This window comes from Amycolatopsis melonis (assembly GCF_040064235.1).
GTDB lineage: Bacteria > Actinomycetota > Actinomycetes > Mycobacteriales > Pseudonocardiaceae > Amycolatopsis > Amycolatopsis melonis.
Genome location: NZ_JBDZYD010000007.1, coordinates 111,378 through 134,341 on the forward strand (window position 1 = coordinate 111,378; position 22,964 = coordinate 134,341).

24 protein-coding genes are annotated in these 22,964 nt (G+C 71.1%); 17 read left to right on the plus strand and 7 right to left on the minus strand.

Going from position 1 to position 22,964, the window contains the following annotated elements:
* Positions 1-46 precede the first annotated feature (46 nt).
* Genes ABJI51_RS19815 through ABJI51_RS19825 form a run of 3 tightly spaced genes read left to right on the plus strand, consistent with a single transcriptional unit; the run spans position 47 to position 2,481 of the window.
* Positions 47-1,087 (plus strand): trans-sulfuration enzyme family protein, encoded by a 1,041-nt coding sequence (locus ABJI51_RS19815; RefSeq protein WP_348952532.1) that lies wholly within the window; start codon positions 47-49, stop codon positions 1,085-1,087.
* Between the two features lie 60 nt (positions 1,088-1,147).
* The gene (locus ABJI51_RS19820; protein ID WP_348952533.1) at positions 1,148-1,900 is read left to right on the plus strand and encodes a hypothetical protein; all 753 of its coding nucleotides are present in this window, start codon (positions 1,148-1,150) and stop codon (positions 1,898-1,900) included.
* Positions 1,897-2,481 (plus strand): class F sortase, encoded by a 585-nt coding sequence (locus ABJI51_RS19825; RefSeq protein WP_348952534.1) that lies wholly within the window; start codon positions 1,897-1,899, stop codon positions 2,479-2,481. Before ABJI51_RS19820 ends, ABJI51_RS19825 begins: the two co-directional genes overlap by 4 nt.
* Here ABJI51_RS19825 and ABJI51_RS19830 read toward each other — a convergent pair.
* On the minus strand, positions 2,467-3,507 hold the full coding sequence (locus ABJI51_RS19830) for a patatin-like phospholipase family protein (protein ID WP_348952535.1): 1,041 nt from the start codon (positions 3,505-3,507) through the stop codon (positions 2,467-2,469). The two genes, ABJI51_RS19825 and ABJI51_RS19830, sit on opposite strands and share 15 nt — an antisense overlap.
* A 9-nt stretch (positions 3,508-3,516) precedes the next feature.
* A complete protein-coding gene (locus ABJI51_RS19835; RefSeq protein ID WP_348952536.1) occupies positions 3,517-4,263 on the minus strand; it encodes a FadR/GntR family transcriptional regulator in 747 nt (248 codons plus the stop codon).
* 130 nt (positions 4,264-4,393) lie between these two features.
* On the opposite strand from ABJI51_RS19835, the gene ABJI51_RS19840 reads away from it, so the two are divergent.
* From ABJI51_RS19840 to ABJI51_RS19885, 10 genes are all read left to right on the plus strand, one after another.
* Entirely contained in the window at positions 4,394-5,884 is a 1,491-nt protein-coding gene (locus ABJI51_RS19840; protein ID WP_348952537.1) for an ABC transporter substrate-binding protein, read from the plus strand.
* Positions 5,881-6,825, plus strand: a complete 945-nt coding sequence (locus tag ABJI51_RS19845) for an ABC transporter permease (protein ID WP_348952538.1) — start codon at positions 5,881-5,883, stop codon at positions 6,823-6,825. Before ABJI51_RS19840 ends, ABJI51_RS19845 begins: the two co-directional genes overlap by 4 nt.
* A complete protein-coding gene (locus tag ABJI51_RS19850; protein ID WP_348952539.1) occupies positions 6,825-7,631 on the plus strand; it encodes an ABC transporter permease in 807 nt (268 codons plus the stop codon). The genes ABJI51_RS19845 and ABJI51_RS19850 overlap by 1 nt, the downstream gene beginning before the upstream one ends.
* Complete coding sequence (locus ABJI51_RS19855) at positions 7,628-8,359, plus strand: ABC transporter ATP-binding protein (RefSeq protein WP_348952540.1); 732 nt, start codon at positions 7,628-7,630, stop codon at positions 8,357-8,359. Before ABJI51_RS19850 ends, ABJI51_RS19855 begins: the two co-directional genes overlap by 4 nt.
* Entirely contained in the window at positions 8,356-9,129 is a 774-nt protein-coding gene (locus ABJI51_RS19860; RefSeq protein WP_348952541.1) for an ATP-binding cassette domain-containing protein, read from the plus strand. Before ABJI51_RS19855 ends, ABJI51_RS19860 begins: the two co-directional genes overlap by 4 nt.
* Positions 9,122-10,543, plus strand: a complete 1,422-nt coding sequence (locus ABJI51_RS19865) for an aldehyde dehydrogenase family protein (protein WP_348952542.1) — start codon at positions 9,122-9,124, stop codon at positions 10,541-10,543. The genes ABJI51_RS19860 and ABJI51_RS19865 overlap by 8 nt, the downstream gene beginning before the upstream one ends.
* Complete coding sequence (locus ABJI51_RS19870; protein ID WP_348952543.1) at positions 10,540-11,295, plus strand: SDR family NAD(P)-dependent oxidoreductase; 756 nt, start codon at positions 10,540-10,542, stop codon at positions 11,293-11,295. Before ABJI51_RS19865 ends, ABJI51_RS19870 begins: the two co-directional genes overlap by 4 nt.
* 9 nt (positions 11,296-11,304) lie before the next feature.
* Positions 11,305-12,690 carry an amidase gene (locus ABJI51_RS19875; protein ID WP_348952544.1) on the plus strand — a complete coding sequence of 462 codons (1,386 nt, stop codon included), beginning with the start codon at positions 11,305-11,307 and terminating at the stop codon, positions 12,688-12,690.
* A 79-nt stretch (positions 12,691-12,769) separates the two neighbouring features.
* Positions 12,770-13,291, plus strand: a complete 522-nt coding sequence (locus ABJI51_RS19880; protein WP_348952545.1) for an RNA polymerase sigma factor — start codon at positions 12,770-12,772, stop codon at positions 13,289-13,291.
* Positions 13,284-14,153, plus strand: a complete 870-nt coding sequence (locus tag ABJI51_RS19885) for a CU044_5270 family protein (RefSeq protein ID WP_348952546.1) — start codon at positions 13,284-13,286, stop codon at positions 14,151-14,153. Before ABJI51_RS19880 ends, ABJI51_RS19885 begins: the two co-directional genes overlap by 8 nt.
* Before the next feature lie 25 nt (positions 14,154-14,178).
* Here the strand turns inward: ABJI51_RS19885 and ABJI51_RS19890 are convergent, their stop codons facing one another.
* Both ABJI51_RS19890 and ABJI51_RS19895 read right to left on the minus strand, forming a co-directional pair.
* Positions 14,179-15,030 (minus strand): HpcH/HpaI aldolase/citrate lyase family protein, encoded by an 852-nt coding sequence (locus ABJI51_RS19890; protein WP_348952547.1) that lies wholly within the window; start codon positions 15,028-15,030, stop codon positions 14,179-14,181.
* Positions 15,027-16,097, minus strand: a complete 1,071-nt coding sequence (locus ABJI51_RS19895; protein WP_348952548.1) for an HpcH/HpaI aldolase/citrate lyase family protein — start codon at positions 16,095-16,097, stop codon at positions 15,027-15,029. Before ABJI51_RS19895 ends, ABJI51_RS19890 begins: the two co-directional genes overlap by 4 nt.
* Before the next feature lie 422 nt (positions 16,098-16,519).
* On the opposite strand from ABJI51_RS19895, the gene ABJI51_RS19900 reads away from it, so the two are divergent.
* The 3 genes from ABJI51_RS19900 to ABJI51_RS19910 are packed head-to-tail and all read left to right on the plus strand — an operon-like array spanning position 16,520 to position 18,775.
* The gene (locus ABJI51_RS19900) at positions 16,520-17,170 is read left to right on the plus strand and encodes a hypothetical protein (RefSeq protein ID WP_348952549.1); all 651 of its coding nucleotides are present in this window, start codon (positions 16,520-16,522) and stop codon (positions 17,168-17,170) included.
* A 10-nt stretch (positions 17,171-17,180) separates the two neighbouring features.
* Positions 17,181-17,831, plus strand: a complete 651-nt coding sequence (locus tag ABJI51_RS19905) for an SDR family oxidoreductase (protein WP_348952550.1) — start codon at positions 17,181-17,183, stop codon at positions 17,829-17,831.
* On the plus strand, positions 17,828-18,775 hold the full coding sequence (locus ABJI51_RS19910) for a ribose-phosphate diphosphokinase (RefSeq protein WP_348952551.1): 948 nt from the start codon (positions 17,828-17,830) through the stop codon (positions 18,773-18,775). Before ABJI51_RS19905 ends, ABJI51_RS19910 begins: the two co-directional genes overlap by 4 nt.
* Here the strand turns inward: ABJI51_RS19910 and ABJI51_RS19915 are convergent.
* The gene (locus tag ABJI51_RS19915; protein WP_348952552.1) at positions 18,772-20,067 is read right to left on the minus strand and encodes a D-arabinono-1,4-lactone oxidase; all 1,296 of its coding nucleotides are present in this window, start codon (positions 20,065-20,067) and stop codon (positions 18,772-18,774) included. The two genes, ABJI51_RS19910 and ABJI51_RS19915, sit on opposite strands and share 4 nt — an antisense overlap.
* 86 nt (positions 20,068-20,153) lie before the next feature.
* Between ABJI51_RS19915 and ABJI51_RS19920 the strand changes: the two genes are divergently transcribed.
* Positions 20,154-21,338, plus strand: a complete 1,185-nt coding sequence (locus ABJI51_RS19920; RefSeq protein ID WP_348952553.1) for an amino acid deaminase/aldolase — start codon at positions 20,154-20,156, stop codon at positions 21,336-21,338.
* A 2-nt stretch (positions 21,339-21,340) separates the two neighbouring features.
* Here the strand turns inward: ABJI51_RS19920 and ABJI51_RS19925 are convergent, their stop codons facing one another.
* Together ABJI51_RS19925 and ABJI51_RS19930 are read right to left on the minus strand one after the other, a co-directional pair.
* A complete protein-coding gene (locus ABJI51_RS19925) occupies positions 21,341-21,598 on the minus strand; it encodes a hypothetical protein (RefSeq protein WP_348952554.1) in 258 nt (85 codons plus the stop codon).
* 692 nt (positions 21,599-22,290) lie between these two features.
* Positions 22,291-22,938 carry a TetR/AcrR family transcriptional regulator gene (locus ABJI51_RS19930; protein ID WP_348952555.1) on the minus strand — a complete coding sequence of 216 codons (648 nt, stop codon included), beginning with the start codon at positions 22,936-22,938 and terminating at the stop codon, positions 22,291-22,293.
* Between the last annotated feature and the right edge of the window lie 26 nt (positions 22,939-22,964).

Genomic DNA, 22,964 nt, shown 5'->3' on the forward strand with positions numbered 1-22,964 from the left:
GGGCACTCGCGGACGCGTGAGTGCCCCGGCCCCTTACCGTGGGCGGATGGACGACTGGACACCCCGCACCAAGGCCATCGCCGCCGGGCGGCCGCACGGTCCCGGTGAGCCGCTGAACACCCCGCTCGTCGCCGCCAGCACCTTCCAGGCCGGCGGCGATTTCACGTACGCCCGCAGCGAAGGCACGCCGACCTGGGTGGCGCTCGAAGAAGCCGTCGGGGCGCTCGAAGGCGGGCACGCCACGGCGTTCGCCTCCGGGGTCGCCACGCTTTCGGCCGTCCTGGACCTGCTGCCGGTCGGCTCGCGGGTCGTCGTGCCGACGTTCAGCTACGCCGTGACGCGCGGGGTGCTCGCCCACGCGCAGAAGCTCGGCAAGCTCGCCGTCACCGAGCTGGCGCCGGCCGACACCGAGGCCTGGGTCGCCGAGGCCGCGACGTCCGACCTGGTCTGGCTGGAGTCGCCGACCAACCCGACCCTCGACGTGATGGACATCGCCACCATCGCCGCCGCCGCGCGCGGCCGGGTCGTCGTCGACAACACCTTCGCGACGCCGTTGCAGCAGCGGCCGCTCGAACTGGGGGCCGACGTCGTCGTGCACTCGGCGACCAAGCTCATCGGCGGGCACAGCGACCTGCTGCTGGGCATCACCGTCGCGAAGGACCCGGCCGTCGCGGCCGAGCTGCGGGGCGCGCGGACGCGGGTGGGATCGACGCCGGGTGCGCTCGAAGCGTGGCTCGCGCTGCGCGGCCTGCGCACCATGCCGGTGCGGCTGGCCGAGCAGTCCCGCACCGCCGCGCTGCTGGCCGAGCGGCTCGCCGGGCACCCCGCGGTGCGGCAGGTGCGCTACCCCGGCTTCGGGATGATGATCTCCTTCGACCTGGCCGACGCCGAGACCGCGGACCGGTTCTGCGCCTCGGTCCGGCTGATCCGCGCGGCGACCAGCCTCGGCGGGGTGGAGAGCCTGGTCGAGCGGCGGGCGTGGCTGGCGGGCGAGGAGCGCGTCCCGCCCGGGCTGATCCGGTTCAGCGTCGGCCTGGAAGACCCTGACGACCTGTGGCGCGACCTGATGTTCGCCCTCCCGGAGTAACGCGGACGGGTGAAACCTCGATAGTCGCGGCATCGCAGGTCAACATCGTGGGAGTGCACTGTGGGCAGAGCGCTGAGCCGGGTCGCCGGGGTCGTTTTCGCGGGTGCGCTCGCCACACTGGCCGCCGCGCCTGCCGCGTCCGCGCAGGACGAAACCAGCACCACGCCCACCGAGACGTCCACTTCGGAACCGACGTCGAGCAGCTCGGCGACGACGACCACGACGTCGGACACCCCGACCACGGTGCCGTCGTCCACCTCGCCGATCACCACCGCCGTCCCGACCCCGTCCGAGGTCAAGACGACCGAGCAGCACGTCGCGCCGAAGGCCGAGCCGGAGCTGCCGGAAGCCCAGGAACCGCCGAAGGACGACAGCTACCAGGACAACGTCGGCCACGGCTACATCGGCCTCGGTGGCGAGGGCGTGCTGGTCATCGCGTGCGCGGGCAAGGCGCCCGGGAACGTCGCGACCCAGTACCTGAGCGTCACCGGCGGGCCGGACCAGGACGAGGCCGACGGCCGCTACTGGAACTACACGGTGCGCGTCGTCGACGCCCCGCCCGGCACGACCACCGCGAAGTTCAGCTGGACCTGCGGCAAGCAGGAAGGCGAAGGCATCGTGGAGTTCGAGCAGGAAGAGCCGCCGACCAGCAGCAGCACCAGCACCACCACCGCGGCCCCGTCGAGCACCGCGCCGATCACCACGGCGACCTCGGCCGCGGGCCGCGCGCCCGGCAACGCCGCCCCGAAGGCCCAGGTCAAGGTCGCGCCGCGCGGCGGGGTCGAGACCGGCTTCGGCGGCACGGCCGGATGACCGTCCGGCGGGCAGGCGCGGCCGTCGTCGCGCTCGCCCTCGTCCTGGCCGGGTGCGGCACGGCGGCGGAACCGCCGCCGGCCGCCGCGCCCGTGCCGTCCTCGGTGCCGGTGACCGTGCCGTTCAAGGGACTGCGCCCGACGTCGGTGAAGATCCCGAAGATCGGCGCGGAGTCCAGCCTGCTCGCGGTGGCGGTCAAGCCCGACGGCTCGATCTCGGTCCCGTCGGTGCACACGCCGATGCAGGCGGCCTGGTACAAGCTGTCCCCGGTGCCCGGTGACGTCGGCCCGGCGATCGTGCTCGGCCACGTCGACGGCGACAAGAAGCCGGGCATCTTCTTCAAGCTCAAGGACCTCGCGCCCGGCGACGAGGTGGACGTCGACCGCAGCGACGGGAAGAAGCTGAAGTTCGTCGTCGACCGCGTCACGCAGGTCCCGAAGGACACGTTCCCGCGCGACGCCGTCTACGGCAACAGCGACCGCCCCGAGCTGCGGCTGATCACCTGCGGTGGTGCGTTCGACCACGCCGAGCACAGCTACAAGGACAACATCGTCGTCTACGCGAAGCTAGCCGACGCCTGAGCCGGGATACGGAAACTCCGGCTTCAGCGTGGTTTCCGGGCACACCCACCGCCGCATGCCCGCGTCGCACACGGCGTAACCCCAGTTGATCAGCCGGTCCTGCAGCTGCTCCGGCAGGCGTGTGAGCCGCGTCCTCGTCACGGCCAGCGCGCGGGTCTGCTCGATCGGCGCGGGCAGGGCGTCGGGGACCTCGAAGTGCTCGATGTTGCTGTAGGTCGCCCAGTACGTGCCCGCGAACTGCTTGTCCTCGTAGGCTTTCAGCAGCGAACCGGTGCGCAGCTCGCGGACCTGGTTGTCCATCACGGTCAGCACGCGCAGCAGCTGCATCGGCCAGTTGCGCTTCGGCTTGTCCTCGTGCTGCATCTTCTTGCCCGCGTCGCTGACCAGCACGACCGCGCGCTGGTTCTCGATCGGGTCGAGGCCGAGGTTGTCGTACACCCCCGCGTCGCTGAGCACGATCTTGCGGCCCGGCTGGTGCGGGTCGGGGATCACCACCGGGGACAGCATGGGCGGGAACGCCGAGGACGCGGCCACGGCGGTGGCCAGCGGGATCCGGCCGTGCGGGCCCTGCTGGCGGAAGAACCACCACAGCGAGCCGTCCTGCAGGTTGGTCGCGGTGAAGACGAACTGCGGCCCGGCCGGGTCGAGGTCGGCCAGGCAGCAGTCGCCGAAGAGGTGCTTGGCGTAGCGGCGCGCGAGTTCCTCGCCCGCGCTGCGCCAGGGCATGACCATCGCCTTGAGCGTCACCGGGATGTCGAGGCTGGTGCGAGCGAGCCGGCGGATCGGCTGCACGACCTCCTTGCCGAAGTTCTCCGCGACGCCGTCGTCGCCGAACCACAGCCGCGGCCACGCGTGCGCGAGGATGCCCGCGGCGATCGATCCGCCGGAAACGCTGGAGACGGTGGTCAGCTTCGGCAGCCAGCCGAGTTCGTTGAGCCGCCAGAGCGCACCGGCGTGGAAGAGCATCGCGCGGTAGCCGCCGCCGGACAGCGCGAGCCCGGCGCCGTCGCGTTTCGTCGCATCCACGCGGCGAGTTTACGGCCGCAGCAGTGGTGCCAGGAGCGGTCTCTGCTCGGCGGGAACGTATTCGGCGTAGTTGTCGTACAACGCCTGTTTCGCCAGGTGTGCCGCGCCGGCGCCGTCGGCCGAGCGGATCGCGTCGAGCACCTCGGCGTGGTGGGCCAGCCAGGTGCGCATCAGCGACGTCCGGTTGCTCGCGCGCTCCAGCTTGTCCTCGATGAGTTCCAGCACGACCCCGCGCACGACCTCTTCGCTGATCACCAGCAGGGGATTGCGCGAGATCCGCGCGATGACTTCGTGGAAGGCGACATCGGCGCGGCTGAACTCGGCATACCCGCGTGAGACGCCTTCGCGCATCGACTCCAGTGCCGCGTCGAGGCCGGTCAGGTCGTCATCGGTGCGCAGCTCGGCCGCGAGCAGATGGGCCGAGCCGTCGAGGATCATCCGGAACTGCAGCAGCTCGGCGAGCCCGACGTGGTTGGCCCGCGCGAGCCGGTGCATGGACCGGTGCAACGCCGCCGGTGACGCGGCCAGCACTTCGGGGCCACGCGGATCGCCGGGCCGCGACCGGATCATCTCGGCCGCCTGCAGCACGCGCAGGGCTTCGCGGATGGTCGACCGGCCGACGCCGAACTGCGTCATCAGCTCGCGTTCGCTGGGCAGGCGTTCGCCCGGCTTGAGCTCGCCGCTGATCACGGCCTGCTCGATCTGCTCGACGACCCGCTCGTACGCGCGGACCGGAGCCACCGGTTCGAACCGCATCCCTTGACCTCGCCGTCCGCGTAATGTCAGGCTACTGGTCAGACCAGTGTACTAACTTCTTTTCGGGGGTCCGGGTGGCGGAGCCCCCGGCCCGGGGCGAAGCCCCGGTTGTTACAGCGCGGGAGGCGGAATGAAAGCCCGGATCACCGCGTGCACAGCGGCTCTGCTGCTCGTGGTGTCCGGCTGCTCGGCGGGCTCGTCGGCGAGCGTTTCCGCTGGTCCGGACACGCTTTCGGTCGGCTTCACGGCCGAGCCGGCGAACTTCGACTTCACCCGCACGGACGGTGCCGCGATCCCGCAGGCGCTCCTCTACAACGTCTACGAAGGCCTGGTGCGGCTCGACGCACAGGGCCGCGTGGTGCCGCTGCTGGCGCAGTCGTGGACGGTCAGTCCCGACCGGCGCACCTACGACTTCCGGCTGCGCCAGGGCGTGAAGTTCAGTAACGGCGCGCCGTTCACCGCCGAAGACGTCAAGTTCTCGCTCATGCGCGTGAAGACCAACTGGACCATCTCGCTCAAGTCCACAATGGACGTCGTCGACCACGTCGACGTCGTGGCGCCGGATCATGCGCGGGTCGTGCTTTCCAAGCCGTCCAACGGCTGGCTGTTCAGCCTCACCAGCAGGCTGGGCGCGATGTTCAGCCCGACCGGCGTGGCCGACCTGGCGAACAAGCCGGTCGGCACCGGGCCGTACGTCGTGGCGGCGCGCAAGCGCGGCGATTCGGTGGTGCTCAAGGCGAATCCCGCGTACTGGGGCCGGAAACCGGCGTACTCGACGGTGGTCCTCAAGTACATCAAGGACCCGACCGCGTTGAACAACGCGTTGTTCAGCAACGGCATCGACGTCATCTCGGCGGTCACCGCGCCCGACTCGGTCCCGCAGTTCCAGGCCGACGACCGGTTCCAGGTCGTCCAGGGCACGACGAACTCCGAGGTCACCCTGGCCATGAACAACAAGCGCGCGCCGCTGAACGACGTCCGCGTGCGCCAGGCCCTGACCTACGCGATCGACCGGAAGGCGCTGCTCGACACCGCGTGGGCGGGCCGCGGGACGCTGATCGGCAGCATGGTCCCGCCGACCGATCCCTGGTACGAGGACCTGGCGAACGCCTATCCGTTCGACCCGGCGAAGGCCAAGGCGCTGCTGAGCGAGGCCCACGCGGCGAACCTGAACCTGCGGCTGCGGATCCCGAACCTGCCGTACGCGGTGTCGGCCGCGCAGGTCGTCCAGTCGCAGCTGGCCGACGTCGGCGTCCGCACCACGATCGAGCCGCTGGACTTCCCGGCGGTGTGGCTGAAGCAGGTGTTCACCGACCACGACTACGACCTGTCGATCATCCAGCACGTCGAGGCCCGCGACATCACGACGTTCGGCAAGCCCAAGTACTACTGGGGCTACGACAGCAAGCGCGTCCAGCAGCTGCTGGCCGAAGCCGACAGCGGGACGCCGGAGCAACAGGTCGCGGCCATGAAGCAGGTGGCACGGCAGCTCAGCGCCGACGCGGCCGCGGACTGGCTGTTCCTGTTCCCCAACGTCATCGTCGCGAAGACCAAGGTCGGCGGGTTCGTGCCGAACCAGGTCAGCGAGTCCTTCGACCTGACCGGGCTGGCGCCGCGATGACCGCCCGCGTGCTGCGCCGGGTGGCGATCTTCGTGGTCAGCGTGCTGGCCGCGTCGATCGTGGTGTTCCTGTTCATGGCCGTGCTGCCGGGCGATCCGGCGCAGGTTGCGCTCGGCGTCAACGCGACGCCGGAGCTGCTCGCCAAGACGCGGGCAGAGTTCGGCATCGACCGCCCGCTGGTCACGCAGTACTTCGACTGGATCGGCGGGGTGCTGCACGGCGACTTCGGCCGCTCGTACGTGACGCGGGAGGCGATCGGCCCGCAGCTGCTCGACCGGCTCGGCGTGACGCTGTGGCTGGTCGGCGCCGGAATGCTGGTGGCGCTGGTGATCGCCGTGCCGGCCGGGACGTTCGCCGCGGTGAAGCACCGCAAGGCCGTCGGCGCGGGTGTGTCCGGGCTGTCGCAGATCGGTGTCGCGATTCCCGCGTTCCTCGCCGGGATCATCCTGGTGCAGATCTTCGCGGTGCAGCTGCGCTGGCTGCCGTCCGGTGGGTGGACGCCGCCGGACCAGGACTTCGGCGAGTTCGCCCGCGGGCTCGTGCTGCCGGCGTTGTCGCTGGGACTGGTGCAGGGCGCGGTGCTCACGCGCTATGTCCGGTCGGCGGTGCTCGACACGCTCGGCCAGGACTACCTGCGCACCGCGCGGTCGAAGGGCCTGCGGCCGGGGCAGGCGCTGGTGCGCCACGGCCTGCGCAACGCGTCCGTCCCGGTGGTCACCGTGCTCGGCCTGCAGCTGGCGACGCTGCTGATCGGCGCGGTCGTCGTCGAGCGCGTGTTCGTGCTGCCGGGACTGGGCTCGATGCTGCTGGACGCCGTGTCGGCGCGTGATCTGCTGACCGTGCAGGGCATCGTGCTGGTCCTGGTGGCCGGGGTGCTGCTGGTCAACTTCGTCGTCGACGTCCTCTACACCGTGCTCGACCCGCGATTGCGAGGTTCGTGATGCGCAATCTCGTGCTGGGCTCGGTGCTCGTCGGCCTGGTCGTGGTGGCCGCGCTGCTGTCGTTCGCGTGGACGCCGTTCGACCCGGTGAAGGTCGACGCGACCCACCGGCTGCTCGGCTTCGGCGCCTCGCACTGGTTCGGCACCGACAAGTTCGGCCGCGACCTGCTCAGCCAGATCATGGTCGGCGCGCGCACGACGTTGTACGTCGGGGTGGTCGCGGTCGGCATCGCCGCGGTGATCGGCACGCCGCTGGGTGTGCTCGCCGGGATGGCGCCGCGGTGGCTGGGCGAGTTCGTCATGCGCGTCAACGACCTCGTGCTCGCGTTCCCCGCGCTGCTGCTGGCGATCATGTTCGGCGCGGTGTTCGGGGCGGACACGCTGACCGCGATGGTCGCCATCGGCATCGCCACCATCCCGTCGTTCGCGCGGATCGCGCGGTCCGGGACGCTGCAGGTGATGAGCACGGAGTTCGTGCTCGCCGCCAGGGCAGGCGGCCGGTCGCGGCTCACCATCGCCGTGCGGCACGTGCTGCCGAACATCTCCGGCCTGCTGATCGTGCAGGCGTCGGTGTCGTTCGCGATCGCCGTGCTCGCCGAGGCCGCCCTGTCGTTCCTCGGCTTCGGGACGCGGCCGCCGACGCCGTCGTGGGGCCGGATGCTGCAGGAGTCCCAGGAACTGCTGACCGTGAACCCGCGGCTGGCGCTGGTCCCCGGCATCGCGATCGCGGTCGCCGTGCTCGGGTTCAACCTCCTCGGCGACGGCCTGCGCGACCGCCTCGACCCCCGATTGGCGGCCCGCGTATGACGCTCTCGGTGCGTGGCCTCAGCGTGAATTCCCTGGTGCGTGACGTCTCGTTCGAGATCGGCGCCGGCGAGCGCGTCGGCCTGATCGGCGAGTCCGGCTCCGGGAAGTCGCTGACGGCCTTGGCGATCATGGGCCTGCTGCCGGAGGAACTCCGCGCGTCCGGCTCGGTTTCCCTGCACGGCCGCGAGTTGCTCGGACTGTCCGAAAAGGACCTTTCGCGGCTGCGCGGCGACGAGCTGGCCATGGTGTTCCAGGAGCCGATGACGGCACTGAACCCGGCGATGCGGATCGGCCGCCAGGTCACCGAGCCCGGCCGCATCCACGGCCGCCGGCACCGCGCCGAGGACCTCCTGGCCGCGGTGGGTCTGCCGGGCACGGCCCGCGCGTACCCGCACCAGCTGTCCGGCGGTCAGCGGCAGCGCGTCGTCCTCGCGATGGCCCTGGCCAACGAACCGTCCCTGCTGATCTGCGACGAGCCGACGACCGCACTCGACGTCACCGTGCAGGCCCAGATCCTTTCGCTGATCAAGACGTCGCTGCCTGCCGAGAGCGCGTTGCTGTTCATCACCCATGACCTCGCAGTGGTGGCTTCGGTGTGCGAGCGCGTCCTGGTGATGCTGGACGGCGAGATCGTCGAAGCGGGCTCGACGCGCGAAGTGCTGACGCAGCCGAAGCACGAGTACACGCGGAAGCTGCTGGCCGCGTCGGATCTGGAGGCCCGGCGATGAGCATCATCGAAGTCCGCGACCTCGAACGCCGGTACGCCCGCCGGGACGTCCACGCACTGCGCGGGGTCAGCTTCGACGTCGAAGCCGGGCAGCGCTTCGGCATCGTCGGCGAGTCCGGTTCCGGGAAGTCGACGCTGGTCCGGCTGCTGGCCGCGCTCGACAGGCCCACCGCGGGCACGGTGTCGTTCCAGGGCCGCCGGATCGACCACCTGCCCGAACGCAAGCTCGGTTTTCTCCGCTCGGAACTGCAGATCGTCTTCCAGGACCCGATGGGTTCGCTCGACCCGCGGATGCGCGTGCGGGACATCATTTCCGAGCCGCTGGGCCGCCGCGAGCCCGACCGCGTGGCCGAGCTGCTCGCCGCCGTCGGCCTGCCCGTCGACGCCGCCCAGCGCTACCCGCACCAGTTCTCCGGCGGCCAGCGGCAGCGGATCTCGATCGCCCGCGCGCTGGCGCCGAACCCGAGCGTGCTGATCGCCGACGAGCCGGTCAGCGCACTGGACGTGTCCGTGCGCGGCCAGATCCTCGACCTGCTCGGCTCGCTGGTGGAGCAGTTCGCGCTGACGCTGGTCTTCGTGTCGCACGACCTCGGTGTCGTCCGGCACGTGTGCGACCGGGTCGCGGTGATGCGCCGCGGCGAGATCGTCGAGCTGGGTGACGTCGCGCAGGTCTACGACGAGCCGCGGCACGAGTACACGCGGGAGTTGCTGGCCGCCGCGCCGAACCTGCGCGCGGAGCTGGCCCGGCTGAGCGGAGGTGACGATGGCTGAGTACCCGGACGGCCTGCCGGTCGGCGCGGGCTGGGTGTCCACTGTGGATACCGAAGAAATCGTTTTCCCCTACGACGGCAGCGTCATCGGCCGTGCCCCGGTGGGGACGCCGGAGCTGGCGACACACGCTGTGGACGAAGCTGTCGCCGTTGCGCGCGAAGTGGCTTCGCTGCCTTCGCGAACCCGTCGTGCGGTGCTGAACGACGTCGCCGGCCTGCTGCGCGAGCGGCGCGAGGAGTTCGAGAACCTGCTCGTGCTGGAGACCGGCAAGCCACTGGTCGACTGCCGCGTCGAGGTCGCGCGCACGATCGTCACCTGGGAAGCCGCCGCCGAAGAGGTCTCCCGGCTGCACGGGGAGACCGTCCCGCTGGATCTCCTGCCCTCCGGCGACGGGCTGGTCGGGTTCTGGAAACGCAAGCCGATCGGCGTCGTCGTCGGCATCGCGGGCTTCAACTACCCGCTGCTGCTCGCGTCGCACAAGATCGCGCCCGCGATCGCCGCGGGCTGCCCGGTGATCGTCAAGCCCGCGCCCCAGACACCCCTGGCGACGCTCTGGCTCGTGCACCTCGTGCGTTCGGTGGCGCCCGTCGCGTCGATGGTCCAGCTGGTCACCGGCGACGCGGCGGTGGGCGCGGCGCTGACGACGGACCGCCGGATCGGCGCGGTGTCCTTCACCGGCTCGGCCGCGGTCGGCCACCGCATCGCCCGCGACGCGGCCCCGACGAAGACGTTGCTGGAACTGGGCTCCAACGCGGCACTGGTCGTCGCCGAAGACGCCGATCTCGATGCCGCCGTGGACGCCGTGCTGCGCGGCGGGTTCTACGCCTCCGGCCAGGCCTGCATCTCGGTGCAGCGGGTCCTGGTCGTTTCTTCGGTCGCCGCGGAGTTCACCGAACGGCTCGTGGCGCGGCTGGACGAGGTCGTCGTCGGCGATCCCCGGGACGAGAAGACGCGGGTGTCGGCGCTGATCGATCCCGGTTCCACCGCACGGGTTTCGGACTGGGTCGCCAAGGCCGTCGCCGCGGGCGCCCGGCAGGCAGGCGGCGGTGTGTACGGCACAGTGCTGCGGCCGACAGTCCTCCTCGACGTCCCGGACGGCGTCGCAGCCTGGGACGAGGAGATCTTCGGCCCGGTCGTCTGCCTGCGCACGGTGTCCGATGTGGACGAAGCGTTCGCCGCGGTGAACGCGTCCCGCTACGGCCTCCACGCGAGCGTCTACAGCCGGTCGCTGAACACGGCGTTCCGCGCGCTGGACGAACTGGAGGTCGGCGGCGTCGTGGTCAACGAGGTCCCCGGCTTCCGCTCGGACACCATGCCCTACGGCGGCGTGAAGGACTCCGGCATCGGCCGCGAAGGGCCGCGCTTCGCCGTCGAAGAACTGACCGTGACGAGGATGGCGGTGCTGCGCCCGTGAACTACTCGACGTTGTTCCGCCTGGACGGCCGTCGGGCCGTGGTGCTCGGCGCGGGCGGCATCGGCCGCGAAGCCGCGCGGGCGCTGGCCGCGCACGGCGCCGACGTCGTGTGTGCCGACCGGGACGTCGAAGCCGCGCGCGAGGCGGGCGTGGGGGAGGCGTACGAGATCGACCTCCTGGACTCCGCCGCCGTCGAGCGCGCCGCGACCGAGCTGGGTGACGTCGACGTCGTCGTGCTCACCGCCGCGATGAACGTGCGCAAGCGGCTGGTCGACTACACGCGCGAGGAGTTCGACCGGGTCCTCGCGCTCAACCTCGGCGCGACCTTCGACGTCGTGCGCACGTTCGGCGCCCGGATGGCCGGGCGCGGGCGTGGCAGCATCATCGGGTTCTCGTCGATCCGCGGCACGACCGTCGAGCCCGGCCAGGGCCCGTACGCGGCCACGAAAGCCGGTCTGGTCCAGCTGTTCCGGACGGCCGCGGCGGAGTTCGGCCCGGCCGGGGTGCGGGTCAACGCCATCGCGCCGGGTGTCGTCGAGACGCCGCTGACCGCGCAGATCAAGGCCAACCCGCAGTGGTACGACGCGTACGCGACGAAGGGCGCGTTGGGGCGCTGGGCGCGTCCGGAGGAGCTGGCCGGCGCCGTCGTGTACCTCGCTTCGGATGCTTCGTCGTTCGTGACCGGCTCCGTGCTGGCGGTCGACGGTGGCTGGACCGCCGTCGACGGCCGCTTCGAACCACCCGCTTCGTGAGGAGGGCTCATGACCGAGCTGCCCGACCTGACCGCCGTCGAACTCGTGGCGCAGTACCGCGCGAAGACGCTCTCGCCGGTCGAGGTCACCGAAGCCGTTCTCACGCGCATCGAGGCGCGAGAGCCTGAGCTGCGCGCGTTGTACGCGTACGACCCTTCGGCCGCCCGCGAAGACGCGAAGGCGTCCGAAGCGCGTTGGGCGTCCGGCGAACCGCTGGGTCCGATCGACGGCGTTCCGCTGACGCTCAAGGAGAACATCGCCACGCGCGGCACGCCGGTGCCGCTGGGCACGGCGGCGACGGCACTGGTCCCGGCCGCCGAGGACGCGCCCGCGGCCGCCCGCGTCCGCGAGTCCGGTGGCGTCCTGCTGGCCAAGACGACCATGCCGGACTACGGGATGCTGACCTCCGGGCTGTCGAGCTTCCACGCCACGGCCCGGAACCCGTGGCTGACGTCCGCGACGCCGGGCGGGTCGAGCGCGGGCGCGGGCGCGGCGGCCGCCGCGGGCTACGGCCCGCTGCACGTCGGCACCGACATCGGCGGCTCGATCCGGCTGCCCGCGGGCTGGTGCGGCCTGGTCGGGCTGAAGCCGAGCTTCGGCAGGGTCCCGGTCGACCCGCCGTTCCTCGGCCGCGTCGCCGGCCCGATGACCCGCACGGTCGCGGACACGGCGTTGCTGATGAGCGTGCTGTCGCGGCCGGATTCACGCGATCACCTGTGCCTGCCGCCGTCGGACCTCGACTGGTCGTCGCTGGATCTTTCCCTGGACGGCCTGCGCGTCGGCCTGCACCTCGACTCCGGCCCCGGGCTTCCGGTGGACCCGGAAACCCTCGACGCGGTCACGGCCGCGGCCCGGACGTTCGAGGCCGCGGGCGCGGTCGTCGAGCCGGTCGGGCCGTTCCTGACCCGCGAGATGCTCGACGGCCTCGACGTCTTCTGGCGCACGCGTGCCTGGTCGGACCTGCTCGCGGTCCCGCAGGAGCGGCGCGCGAAGGTCCTGCCGTACATCGCGGAGTGGGCGGCAGGCGGCGCGGAAGTGTCCGGAGTGGACGTTTACCGCGGCTTCGCGCAGATCGACGCGACCAGCGTCGCGGCGCTGCGGGCGACGTCCGCCTTCGACGTCGTCCTGTCGCCGACGTGCCCGGTCGCGGCCCCGCCTGCCGAGTGGGCGTCCCCGACGAACGACCCGGCGCGGCCGTTCGAGCACATCGCGTTCACCGTCCCGTACAACATGTCCGGCCAGCCCGCGGTGTCGCTGAACTGCGGGTACACCGGCGACGGACGGCCGATCGGCCTCCAGATCGCGGGCCGCCGCTTCGACGACCTCGGCGTCCTGCGCGCCGCGGCGGCGTACGAACGGCTCCGGCCGCCGCAGCGGCCCTGGCCGATCGGGTAGGGAAGAAGTTCCGGCCCTTCGGCGAAGTGGGGGTGAAGCTGTCGCCGACGGGAAGGAACCCCATGACAGAGGCAGCCCCATGACGGCGGCCCCGGTGCTCGGCAGCGAGCAGTTCACCGAGGTGCACGACCGCTACTTCGCGGACATCCACCGGTACGTCGCAGGCCGCCTCGGCACCCAGGCGGCGGAGGACGTCGCGGCCGAGACGTTCCTGGTCGCCTTCGACCGCCGCCGGACGTTCGACGCCACCCGCGGCGACCTGCGGGCCTGGCTGTTCGGCATCGCGACGAACCTGGTGTCCCGCCACCGCCGCAAGGAAGCCCGCCACTACCGCGCCCTCGCGCGGCTGGAGGCGTCCCCGGCCGTGGAAGGCCACGAGAACCGGGTCGTCTCGGCGGTCATGACCGGCCGGATCGCCAAGGCCCTCTCCCGGCTGTCCACCGGCGAGCGCGACGTCCTGCTGCTCGTGGCGCTCGGCGAACTCGGCTACGCGGAAGTGGCCGAAGCACTCGGCATCTCCCCGGGCACGGTCGGCTCCCGGCTGACGCGTGCCCGCCAGAAGCTCACCCCCGTTCTCGCCAAGGAGTCCGTCGATGAATGACCTGCAGACCCTGCGCGCGGCCCTGCTGCCCGCCGAGCCCAGCCAGGAGGTCGTGGACCGCAGCCGTCACCGCCTGCTGAACCGGATGCTCGCCACACCCCGCCGCCGCATCCGCCCGTTCGCCCTCGGCGCGGGCCTCGTGGCCGCGGCAGCCGCGGCCGCCGTCGTGGTGGCGACCCTGCCCGGCGCTCCGGCGCCGGCGCCTCAGCCCCAGGCGGTGGCCCCGGTCGTCACCGGACAGCAGGTGCTGCTGGCGGCGGCCACCGTCGCGGAACGCACCCCGGACGGCACCGGCAAGTACTGGCACATCCGCACCGGCTCGGGCAAGGACGCCTACGAATACTGGACGAGCGCCGACGGTCACCTGTGGTTCCGCGGGGCGAAGTCCGGCGGCCGGGTCATGTCACTGGGGTACTTCCCGCTGCGGCTGGCGGCCATCGAGGTGACGTTCGAGCAGATCCGCACGCTGCCCACCGACCCGGCGGCGTTGCGCGACTGGCTCGCGAACGCGATCGCCCACAGCGGCGCCCGGACGAGCGCGGGCCCGTTCACCGCGGCGGACCGGGAGCGGGAGCTGCTGCTGTCGATGGTTTCCCTGGTGTCGACCCTGCCGGCACCCCCGGCGGTCCGGGCGGCGGCATTCCGCTCGATCGCGGCCTACCCGGGAGTCAAGGACCTGGGCCCGGTCCCCGGCGGCCGCGGGTTCCTCCTTCCGGAGGACTACCGCCTGGTCGTCGACCCTGCCACGGGCCGCATCAGCCACACCTCGATGTACGTGACCGCGGACGGCGCGGTCATGCAGGTCCCCGGCCCGCAGGGCGCCGAGGTCAGTGCCGAGTGGACGGACTCGCTGCCGCAGTGAACCGCCGGCGGGCTGGAGGACTCCTTCAGCCCGCCACGGCCTCCGCCAGCGCCAGCACCCGCCGCGCGTTCTCGACGTGCAGGTTCTCGATCATCCGCCCGTCCACAGTGACCACACCCCTGCCGGACGCCTGCGCCTCTTCGAACGCCTCGATGATCCGCCGCGACCGGTCGATCTCCTCCTCCGACGGTGCGAAGATCCGGTTGCACGGCTCGACCTGGGCCGGGTGGATCAACGTCTTCCCGTCGAACCCGTACTGCCGTCCCTGCTCGCACTCCGCTTCGAACCCCTCGAGGTCCTTCACGTCGTTGTAGACGCCGTCGAGGATCACCTTTCCGGTCGCCCGGGCCGCCAGCAGGCACAGCGAAAGCCCGCCCAGCAGCGGCCCGCGGCCAGGGACGAACTCCGCGTGCAGCTCCTTGGCCAGGTCGTTCGTGCCCATCACCAGCACCGTCAGCCGCTCCGAGGCTGCCGCGATCTCCTCCGCGTGCAGCATGGCCACCGGCGTCTCGACCATGGCCCAGATCTTCGTGTGGTCCGGGGCGCCGCCCAGCTCCAGCGCACGTTCGATGTTGTGTACCTCGGCCGCCGAGTTCACCTTCGGCACGACCACCGCGGCCGGTCCGGCGGCCGCCGCCGCGCGCAGGTCGGCGTCGTGCCACTGGGTGTCCAGGCCGTTGACCCGGATCGTCACCTCGCGGGAACCGTACGAACCGACCGCGGCGCACACCCGCTCGCGGGCCGCCTCCTTCGCGTCCGGGGCGACGGCGTCCTCGAGGTCGAGGATCAGCGCGTCCGCCGGGATCGTCTTGGCCTTCTCCAGCGCGCGCTCGTTCGCGCCGGGCATGTACAGCACCGAACGCCGGGGCGTGGTCATCCGAGAGCCTCCTTGGTGGCCGCGTCGTAGGCGGCCGCGAGTTCGGGGTCGTCCGCCGCGAGGGCGTCGGCCAGTTCGGCGACCACGCGGCACTGCTTCACCGACGCGTCGTCCTGCATCTTGCCGTCGATCATCACCGCGCCCGTGCCGTCGCCCATCTCGGCGATCACCCGGCGCGCCCAGGCCACATCGGACGGCGACGGCGAGAACACCTTCTTCGCGATGTCGATCTGCACCGGGTGCAGGCTCCACGCGCCGACGCAGCCGAGCAGGAACGCGTTGCGGAACTGGTCCTCGCACGCCACGACGTCGCGGATGTCCCCGAACGGCCCGTAGTACGGCAGGATCCCGTGCATCGCGCACGCGTCGACCATCCGCGCCACCGTGTAGTGCCAGAGGTCCTGCTGGTACGTCGTCCGGCCCGCGGTCAGGTCCTCGCCGACCGGGTCGGTGCGCACCAGGTACCCCGGATGCCCGCCGCCGACGCGCGTGGTCTTCATCCGGCGGCTCGCGGCCAGGTCGGCCGGGCCCAGGGAAATGCCCTGCATGCGGGGGCTCGCGCCGGCGATCTCCTCCACATTGGCCACTCCGCTGGCCGTCTCGAGGATGGCGTGCACCAGCAACGGCTTCGTCAGGCCCGCGCGGGCTTCCAGCTGGGCCAGCAGCCGGTCGACGTAGTGGATGTCCTGCGCGCCCTCGACCTTCGGCACCATGATCACGTCGAGCTTGTCGCCGATCTCGGTGACCAGCGTGATCAGGTCGTCCAGCACCCACGGCGAGTCCAGGCTGTTGACCCGGGTCCACAGCTGCGTCTTCCCGAAGTCGTTCGCCTTGGCGATCGCGACCAGCCCGGCGCGCGCGGCCTCCTTGCGGTCGGCGCGGACGGCGTCCTCGAGGTTCCCGAGCAGGACGTCGACCTTCTTCGCCAGGTCCGGCACCTTCGCCGCCATCTTCTCGTTGCCGGGGTCGAAGAAGTGGATCATCCGGGACGGCGTCACCGGGATCTCCCGCACGGGAGCGGGCGCGCCCAGGGCGAGCGGGGCGAAGAAGTCCTTCGGGGAGCGCATCGGTCCTCCACGGCGGCGACTAAGTGACTGGTGGGTAACTTTAGTCCCGGGCGCCCGTGTCCGCTGCGGCGTAGCTCACCGCCATGTGGGTGACGGCGGACATCCGCAGCTCAGCGCCCCGCGTCCACTGTGGAACGCCACCCGGTTGGGCCGAACGGCCCAGCCGGACCGGGTTTGCCGCGGACGTCCCCGGGTAGTCGGTCGTGGGCGCACCGTAATGCCACTCACCTCGCTCTCACTCGGTTGGCCGCACCGTTCGACCGAAGTCCGATGACCGCCCACCGACCGGTCATCGACCGCTGGGCGCCGCCGATCGCAGCCACTCGCACTACCCGGCGACGCCGCGCCGCCGCGCTGTTAGACAGGTCCTGTGCCGGTTTTCCCCGGTCACGGTGCAGTGCAGGTTTGAAGGAGGCGGACTCGTGGCGGCTACACCCCAGAACACCGAGCGCTCGACGGTCGCCGGTGGCGCGAAGCGCAGCCGGTCGATGCCGAGCCGCGTGGTGCCGCCGATCGAGCTCCCCGCGAGCGTCGACGAGCTCGCCCGCGCCGCCGCCGCCCAGCTCGGCTGGAGCGGCGTCGTCCTGCCCGAGACCACGATCCTCGGCCGCAAGGTCTGCGTGGTCGCCAAGCTCCGCACCGACGTGCACGCCGAGCGCATCGCGATGGGTGCCGGCCCGGTGGCCGACCGCGCCACCGTCGACACCTGGACCTGGCCGGAGCTGGCCGGAACCGCCCCCGCCCCGGCCGCCGAGATCGTCGGCGTCCTGGCCGTCGCGCGCCACTGGCGCACCGCGATGGCCTCCGCGGTTCCGTTCGCCCGCTACGGCGAGGCCGCGATGGTGCTCCCGTCGCCGACCGTCCTCACCGAGGACTACGTCGGCAACTGCCTGCCGCGCGCCCGCGCGTACGGCCTCGCCGTCGTGACCGCCGACCCGAACGCGGTCGTCGACCTCGACCTCGAGGGCCGCACCGAGCGCGTCGTGCTCGCCGAGGACCCGGTCTCCCGCCTGGTCAACGAGCTGGTCTACGACCACCTCCTCCGCACCGCAGAGGCGCCCGCTTCCCACTAGTGTCGGCTCCATGCGAGTCGTCATTGCAGGTGGACACGGTCAGATCGCGCTGCGGCTGGAGCGGCTGCTCGCCGCGCGCGGTGACGAAGCGGTCGGCATCGTCCGGAACCCCGCCCACGTGGCGGACCTCGAAGCCGCCGGCGCCGAGGCCGTGGTGCTCGACCTGGAGAACTCCGATGTGGACGCCGTCGCCGAGGTCCTGAAAGGCGCCGACGCCGCGGTGTTCTCCGCCGGCGCGGGCCCGGGCAGCGGTCCCGCCCGCAAGGACACTGTGGACCGTGGCGCCGCGGCGCTGTTCGCCGAAGCGGCCGAGCGCGCCGGGGTCCGCCGTCACATCCAGGTCGGGTCGATCGGTGCGGGCAATCCGGAGAACCCCGACGTCACCGAGGAATTCCGGCACTACCTGCGTGCCAAGCGGGCGGCCGAGGACGACCTCAAGGCCCGCGACCTCGACTGGACGATCCTGCGGCCGGGGCAGCTCACCGACGACCCCGGCACCGGACGCGTCCTGCTGGCCGAGAAGGCCGACCGCGGCCCGATCCCGCGCGACGACGTCGCCGCCGTGCTCGTCCGGCTGCTGGAGACGCCCGCTTCGGTGCACCGCACCCTGACCCTGGTCTCGGGCGAGGCCACCCTCGACGAGGCGATCTCGGCACTGTGAACGACACATCGAGAGAGATCGCCGTCTTCAGCGGCAGCGCGCACCCCGAGCTGGCCGAAGAGATTTGCCAGCACCTCGGCGTGCCGCTGCGGCCGGTCGAAATCCAGCGGTTCGCCAACGACTGCCTCGAGGTTCAGCTGCAGGCCAACTGCCGCGAACGCGACGTCTTCATCATCCAGCCGCTGGTCAAGCCGGTGCAGGAGCACCTGGTCGAGCTGCTGCTGATGCTCGACGCGGCCCGCGGCGCCTCGGCGTCCCGCATCACCGCCGTGATGCCGCACTACTCGTACGCGCGCTCGGACAAGAAGGACGCGCCGCGCATCTCCATCGGCGGCCGCCTGGTCGCCGACCTGCTGGTGACCGCGGGCGCGAGCCGCGTGCTGGCGATGACCCTGCACTCGCCGCAGGTCCACGGCTTCTTCAGCGTCCCGGTCGACCACCTGCACGCACTGCAGGAGCTGGCCAAGCACTTCCGGCAATACGACCTGTCGCGCGCCACCGTCGTTTCGCCGGACCTGGGCAACGCGAAGGAGGCGTCGCACTTCGCGCGGCTGCTCGGTGTCCAGGTCGCGGCCGGCGCGAAGGAACGCTTCCCCGACGACCGCGTCCAGATCACGTCGGTGATCGGCGAGATCACCGGCCGCGACGTCATCGTGCTCGACGACGAGATCGCCAAGGGCAGTACGGTGCTGGAACTGCTGGACCGGCTGGCCGAGCTGAAGCCGCGCTCGATCCGCGTCGCGTGTACGCACGGGCTGTTCGCGGCGAAGGCCATCGAGCGCATCGGCGGCCGTCCCGAGGTGCTGGAGATCGTCTGCACCAACACGGTCCCGGTGCCGGAGGAAGAGCGCACCGAGAAGCTGAAGATCCTGTCGATCGCGCCGGCCATGGCCGAGGCGATCCGCCGGATCCACAACGGCGAATCGGTGTCGGCGCTGTTCTAGGCCGGGCCGAGCACCCGGTCCAGGTAGGTGTTGGTGAACACGCCGTTCGGGTCGGTTTCCTTGCGCACGCGCAGGAAGTCGTCGAAGTGCGGGTACCGCGAGCGGAGGACGCCGGCGTCGAGGTCGTGCATCTTGCCCCAGTGCGGGCGGCCGCCGACGGCGCCGGCGATCTTCTCGAATGCGCTGAAGTACTCGCGGTAGGGCATGCCGACGAACTGGTGGATGGCGATGTAGGCGGAGTCGCGGCCCTGCGCGGTCGACAGCCAGATGTCGTCGCCGGCGGCAACCCGCACCTCGACCGGGAACATCACCGGGTCCTTCAGCTTCGGCACCAGCGCGCGCAGCTCGGCGAGGACGTCCAGCACGGATTCGCGCGGAACGGCGTACTCGGTCTCGGTGAACCGGACGTCCCGCGCGGTGACGAAGACGCGGTGCGAACGGTCGCTGTACTCGCGCGCGCTCAGGACGTTCGAGGCGAAGCTGCCGAGCGAAGGCACCAGCTTCGGCATCAGCCGCCCGGTCCGGCAGAGGCCGCCGAAGGCGACGTTCTCCATGATCCGGTAGTCGACGAACTCGCGCAGCTTGCTCAGCGGCCGGGCGGTGTCACCCCGGTTGTTGCGCTTGACCAGCGCGTTCTTGCCGTACGGGAACCAGTAGAACTCGAAGTGGTCGTTGCTGTCGGCGAAGTCGTGGAAGCCTTCGAGCACCTGCTCCAGCGGCTCCGGCCGCTCCTGCGCGCGCAGGAAGAACGCCGGCTCGCAGCGCAGGGTCACGGTGGTGATGACGCCGAGCGCGCCGAGCCCGACGCGGGCGGCGGCGAAGAGGTCCGGGCGTTCCCCGGCCGAGCAGGTGACGATCGAGCCGTCGGCGAGGACGAGTTCCAGCGCGGCGATCTGGGTGGCGAGGCCGCCGAGCTTGGCGCCGGTGCCGTGGGTGCCGGTGGAAATCGCGCCGGCGATGGTCTGTGCGTCGATGTCGCCGAGGTTGGTCATGGCCAGGCCCAGCGCGTCGAGGGCGGCGTTGAGCTCCCGGATCGTCGTGCCGGAGCGGACGGTGACGAGCCCGGTTTCGAGGTCGGCGCGCTCGATGCCGGTCCAGTGCCGCAGGTCGAGGGCATCTGAGTCGGCAGCGGCGATCGCGGTGAAGGAGTGCCCGCTGCCCCAGGGGCGCACGGTCCGGCCGGCCGCGGCGACACCTTCGACGGCGGCCGCGATCTCCGCGGTGCTGCGCGGCTGGTGAACGTGCTGCGGTGAGGCGGACGCCGTGCCCGCCCAGTTGGTCCACCGGGTCATGCGCGCACACCCTTCGTCGTCGAGTGTCCGAAACAGTAAGTGAATAGTATTCGCGTTTCAAGCCTTCGTGTCGTACTTTAGACCTCGTGACCAGTGCGACGGTGTACGACTTGGCGACCAAGGACCTCGATCCGCCCTTGGCCGTCGTCGACTTGGCGGCCTTCGACGCGAACGCCGAAGACCTCCGGCGCCGCGCGGCGGGCAAGCCGATCCGCGTGGTCAGCAAGTCGGTGCGCTGCCGCGCGTTGCTGGAGCGCGTGCTGGCGATGCCGGGCTTCGAAGGCCTGATGTGCTACTCGCTGGCCGAAGCGATCTGGCACGTCGAGCACGGCACGACGGACGACATCGTCGTCGCGTACCCGACGGCCGACCACGAGGCCCTCCGCCGCCTGGCCGCATCGGAGCGCGCCCGCGCGGCGATCACGATCATGGTCGACTCCCCGGAACACCTGGACCTGGTCGACGCGGCCCTCGGCCACGGCCACCCGGAGATCCGGGTGTGCCTGGAACTGGACGCATCCTGGCGCCCGGCCCCCGGAATCCACGTCGGAACGCGTCGCTCACCGCTGTTCACCCCGAAGCAGGCAGCCGCGTTCGCCCGCGAAGTCGTGGCGCGAGCCGGCTTCCGCCTGGTGGGCGTGATGGCGTACGAAGGCCAGATCGCGGGCCTCGGCGACGCGGCAGGCCGGAGGCTGAAGCAGCTGGTGGTTGGTTGGATGCAACGCCGTTCGGCAGCCGAGCTGGCCCGCCGCCGCGGCGCGGCGGTCCGCGCAATCCAGGCGCTGACGCCATTGGAGTTCGTCAACGGCGGCGGCACGGGCAGCATCGAGTCGACGGGCGCGGACGCGGTGGTGACGGAGATAGCGGCAGGCTCGGGTTTGATCGGTCCCACGCTCTTCGACGGCTACAGCAGGTTCAAGCCCCGCCCGGCAGCCCTGTTCGCCCTCCCGGTGGTCCGCCGCCCAACCCGGGCGATCGCCACGCTCTTTTCGGGCGGCTACATCGCATCCGGCCCGACGGGCCCATCCCGCCAGCCGTCCCCGTACCTCCCGGCGGGCCTCAAGTTCCTCGGAGTGGAGGGAGCGGGCGAAGTCCAGACCCCGGTAACGGGCCGGGCGGCCCGAACGCTGAAGCTCGGCGACCGGGTGTGGCTCCGCCACGCGAAGGCGGGCGAGCTGGCCGAGCGGTTCACGCACTACCACCTGGTGCTGGGCGACCGGGTGGAACGCACGGTCCCGACGTACCGGGGAGAGCACCAGAACTTCGGCTGAGCTCACCGTCCCCGAGCTTCGAACTCCGCTTGGCGGCGCGCGAGATAGGCGGGCCAGTCGGCCCGCGCCGCGATGACGTCGTCGATGGAGAGCTTGACGACCGCGCACCCGCTGAGCGAGCAGGCCCGCGGAGAGCTGGCGTCGATCAGCGAGATGCCCCCGATCTCGTCGCCATCGTCGACGTAGGTGCAGAGGACGGGATGGAACGAGCAGTCCTCGTAGATATCCCCCGGACGGATTTCCGCAGGCAGTCCGGCCACCGCACGCCTTTCGCCGACCGATCGTCACCACACCGCAGGAGAACAGCCATCCCGGGCCCGAGCTGAACGCCCTGGTGGATGAACCCCCGAAGGCGCCTGTCGCGGCCGCACATCGCCATCCGCAGCCCCCACCCTATCCCGGGAAAGTCGCTGTGCCGCGGGGGTGACCGGACGTCATGAACGAGTCGTTCACCTCGTCTGACGACAGGAAAGAGTCGTTCACCTCGTGGAGGCGCAGGCTCACCCGGGTCCGGTCTTCGGGACTGCCGGCTCACGCTGAGCCGAAGGGCACCTTGCTTACCTCTGATGCAGTGAAGGCGCCCTTCACCGCATCAGATACACCGAAGGGCACCTTCAGCGCGACGGCACAGCGGGACGGTGCCGGGCCCCCGCCACTCCCAGGGGGGCGTCCCCAGGCCCAGTCTACCGGCGCCCCCCGACAAACCCCGCCGAACCGAGCAGGTTGTCCACAACTGTGCATACCTGTGGACAACTTCTGTGGACAGGCGGACAACGAGTGTCGTGCGTCGGACGGGGTCGACGAAGGGCGACATGAACGACTCATTCACTACATCCGGCTGAGGAGCCCGGCTGAAAGGGACTTTCCTCGCATCAGGTGAGCCGAAAGGCCCGTTCGCTGCACCAGATGCGACGAAAGCGCCCGGCCCCGATGGGTCCAGTCGATACAGACCCTAGGACCGCTCCCCGAACCGAGCCGCCAGGTACCCCTTCACCACATACTTCGCCTCGGCGACGATCTTCTCGTCCCCGCTCGGCTCCCGCCGGAACGCCAGCTTCAGCAGAGCGTCCGCCACCTCGTTGGCGATCGTGATCGCGAACCGCAGGTCCTCCACCGGCCGGTCGACCCGAGCCGCCAGGAGGTCGGTCAGGGAATCGACGATCACCGTGTTGTTGTCGCGGGTTTCGTCGAGGAGCTGGCGGTCGATGATGTCGCCGAAGTGGACCTTCGAAAAGCCCGGGACCGTTCGGTGCATCTCGAGGTAGATGTCGAGGATCGAGTCGACGAGGTCCCACCAGTGCTCCGACTCGAGTTCCTTGAGCCGCTCGTTCACCGCTGCGACGAAGCGTTCCAGGTTGCGGGCCGTAAGCGCTTGCACGACCGCGCGCTTGTCGGGGAAGAACTGGTACAGCGAGCCGACCGCCACCCCCGCTCGTTTGGCGATCAACGTCGTTGTCAAAGCGTCGTAACCGAGTTCGTCGATCAGGGCCGCGCTTGCGTCGAGCATCTGCTCGACCCGCTTCGCGCTGCGCTGCTGAACCGGTTGGCGACGCAGGGGGGTGGCTTCTGCCGGCACCTTCGCGGCCTGGATGTCGGACACGGCGCTCCTCCTCGTCTGATCTGGGA

Bases quoted from the DNA above. Each gene is read 5' to 3' on its own strand.
- ABJI51_RS19825 (WP_348952534.1), top strand. From the start codon at position 1,897: ATGACCGTCCGGCGGGCAGGCGCGGCCGTCGTCGCGCTCGCCCTCGTC.
- ABJI51_RS19890 (WP_348952547.1), bottom strand. From the start codon at position 15,030: ATGACCACGCCCCGGCGTTCGGTGCTGTACATGCCCGGCGCGAACGAG.
- ABJI51_RS19875 (WP_348952544.1), top strand. From the start codon at position 11,305: ATGACCGAGCTGCCCGACCTGACCGCCGTCGAACTCGTGGCGCAGTAC.
- ABJI51_RS19885 (WP_348952546.1), top strand. From the start codon at position 13,284: ATGAATGACCTGCAGACCCTGCGCGCGGCCCTGCTGCCCGCCGAGCCC.
- ABJI51_RS19865 (WP_348952542.1), top strand. From the start codon at position 9,122: ATGGCTGAGTACCCGGACGGCCTGCCGGTCGGCGCGGGCTGGGTGTCC.
- ABJI51_RS19855 (WP_348952540.1), top strand. From the start codon at position 7,628: ATGACGCTCTCGGTGCGTGGCCTCAGCGTGAATTCCCTGGTGCGTGAC.
- ABJI51_RS19895 (WP_348952548.1), bottom strand. From the start codon at position 16,097: ATGCGCTCCCCGAAGGACTTCTTCGCCCCGCTCGCCCTGGGCGCGCCC.
- ABJI51_RS19905 (WP_348952550.1), top strand. From the start codon at position 17,181: ATGCGAGTCGTCATTGCAGGTGGACACGGTCAGATCGCGCTGCGGCTG.
- ABJI51_RS19850 (WP_348952539.1), top strand. From the start codon at position 6,825: ATGCGCAATCTCGTGCTGGGCTCGGTGCTCGTCGGCCTGGTCGTGGTG.
- ABJI51_RS19845 (WP_348952538.1), top strand. From the start codon at position 5,881: ATGACCGCCCGCGTGCTGCGCCGGGTGGCGATCTTCGTGGTCAGCGTG.
- ABJI51_RS19815 (WP_348952532.1), top strand. From the start codon at position 47: ATGGACGACTGGACACCCCGCACCAAGGCCATCGCCGCCGGGCGGCCG.
- ABJI51_RS19840 (WP_348952537.1), top strand. From the start codon at position 4,394: ATGAAAGCCCGGATCACCGCGTGCACAGCGGCTCTGCTGCTCGTGGTG.
- ABJI51_RS19835 (WP_348952536.1), bottom strand. From the start codon at position 4,263: ATGCGGTTCGAACCGGTGGCTCCGGTCCGCGCGTACGAGCGGGTCGTC.
- ABJI51_RS19915 (WP_348952552.1), bottom strand. From the start codon at position 20,067: ATGACCCGGTGGACCAACTGGGCGGGCACGGCGTCCGCCTCACCGCAG.
- ABJI51_RS19880 (WP_348952545.1), top strand. From the start codon at position 12,770: ATGACGGCGGCCCCGGTGCTCGGCAGCGAGCAGTTCACCGAGGTGCAC.
- ABJI51_RS19860 (WP_348952541.1), top strand. From the start codon at position 8,356: ATGAGCATCATCGAAGTCCGCGACCTCGAACGCCGGTACGCCCGCCGG.